This is a genomic window from Streptomyces sp. NPDC059853, from assembly GCF_042731495.1.
In the GTDB taxonomy this organism is placed as follows: Bacteria; Actinomycetota; Actinomycetes; order Streptomycetales; family Streptomycetaceae; genus Streptomyces.
On sequence record NZ_JBHWJL010000561.1, the window covers coordinates 1 to 1,369 of the forward strand.

A 1,369-nucleotide genomic window follows, 5' to 3' on the forward strand; every position below is an offset into this window, starting at 1 on the left:
AGCCCGTGCCCCCCCCCGCCCCCGCCGCGCGCCGCCTGCGCCGGGCCGCCGCCCCGCTCGCCGCACTCGCCACGGCGGGCGCCGCCTGGGCCGTGGTCGCCACCGTGGACCCCGGAGCGCCCGACGCCCCCTACCCCGCCTGCCCGCTGCCCGCCCTCACCGGCTGGGACTGCCCCGGCTGCGGCGGGCTGCGCGCCGCCCACGCCCTGGCCCACGGGCTGCCCGGCCAGGCGCTGGCCGCCAACGCGCTGGTCGTGGTCGCCGCCCTCGCCCTCGGCACCGCCCTGCTGGCCTGGCTGGTCGCCGAACTGCGCGGCCGCCCCGTGCGGCCGCCGGCCGTACCCGCCGCCTGCCGCTGGGCCCTGGCGGCGGCGGTGGCGGCGTTCACCGTGCTGCGCAATCTGCCGCTGTTCCCGCCGGGGGCGTAACCTCTGCCCCGGGCCCGATACCATCGGTGTGTCCGATCGATCCGCGAATCCCTTACGACTGGAGGCCGCCGCGTGAGTGTGCTCGACGAGATCATCGACGGAGTGCGTGCGGACCTCGCCGAGCGCCAGGCCCGGGTGAGCCTGGACGAGCTGAAGCAGCGCGCGGCCAAGGCGCCGCAGGCCAGGGACGGGGTCGCCGCCCTCAAGGGCGACGGGGTCCGGGTGATCTGCGAGGTCAAGCGGTCCAGCCCCTCCAAGGGCGCGCTGGCCGCCATCGCCGACCCGGCCGGGCTCGCCGCCGACTACGAGGCGGGCGGCGCCGCGGTGATCTCCGTCCTGACCGAGGAGCGGCGGTTCGGCGGCTCGCTGGCCGACCTGGAGGCCGTCCGCGCCCGGGTCGACATCCCGGTGCTGCGCAAGGACTTCGTGGTCACCTCCTACCAGCTGTGGGAGGCCCGCGCGTACGGCGCGGACCTGGTGCTGCTGATCGTGGCCGCCCTGGAGCAGGACGCGCTGGTGTCGCTGGTGGAGCGGGCCGAGTCCATCGGGCTGACCCCGCTGGTGGAGGCGCACGACGAGGAAGAGGCGGAGCGCGCCGTGGCCGCCGGGGCGAAGATCGTCGGGATCAACGCCCGCGACCTGAAGACGCTGGAGGTCGACCGGGGCACCTTCGCCCGGGTCGCCCCCGAGATCCCCGACCACCTGATCAAGGTCGCCGAGTCGGGCGTGCGCGGCCCGCACGACCTGATCGCCTACGCCAACGAGGGCGCCGACGCCGTCCTGGTCGGCGAGTCCCTGGTGACCGGACGCGACCCCCGTACCGCCGTCGCCGACCTGGTCGCGGCCGGCGAGCACCCGGCCCTGCGGCACGGACGCTGAGCACCGTGCCCGCCGCCGCTCCCACCGACTTCCCCCGGCTGGCCCGGGGCGCCGCCCCGCGC

2 protein-coding genes are annotated in these 1,369 nt (G+C 77.5%); both read left to right on the top strand.

The features are described from left to right. The first annotated feature begins 5 nt into the window (after nt 1-5). On the top strand, nt 6-428 hold the full coding sequence (locus tag ACFV5N_RS27845) for a DUF2752 domain-containing protein (protein WP_385605329.1): 423 nt from the start codon (nt 6-8) through the stop codon (nt 426-428). 72 nt (nt 429-500) lie between these two features. Then, nucleotides 501-1,307, top strand: a complete 807-nt coding sequence (gene trpC, locus ACFV5N_RS27850; RefSeq protein WP_385605326.1) for an indole-3-glycerol phosphate synthase TrpC — start codon at nt 501-503, stop codon at nt 1,305-1,307. Nucleotides 1,308-1,369 lie beyond the last annotated feature (62 nt).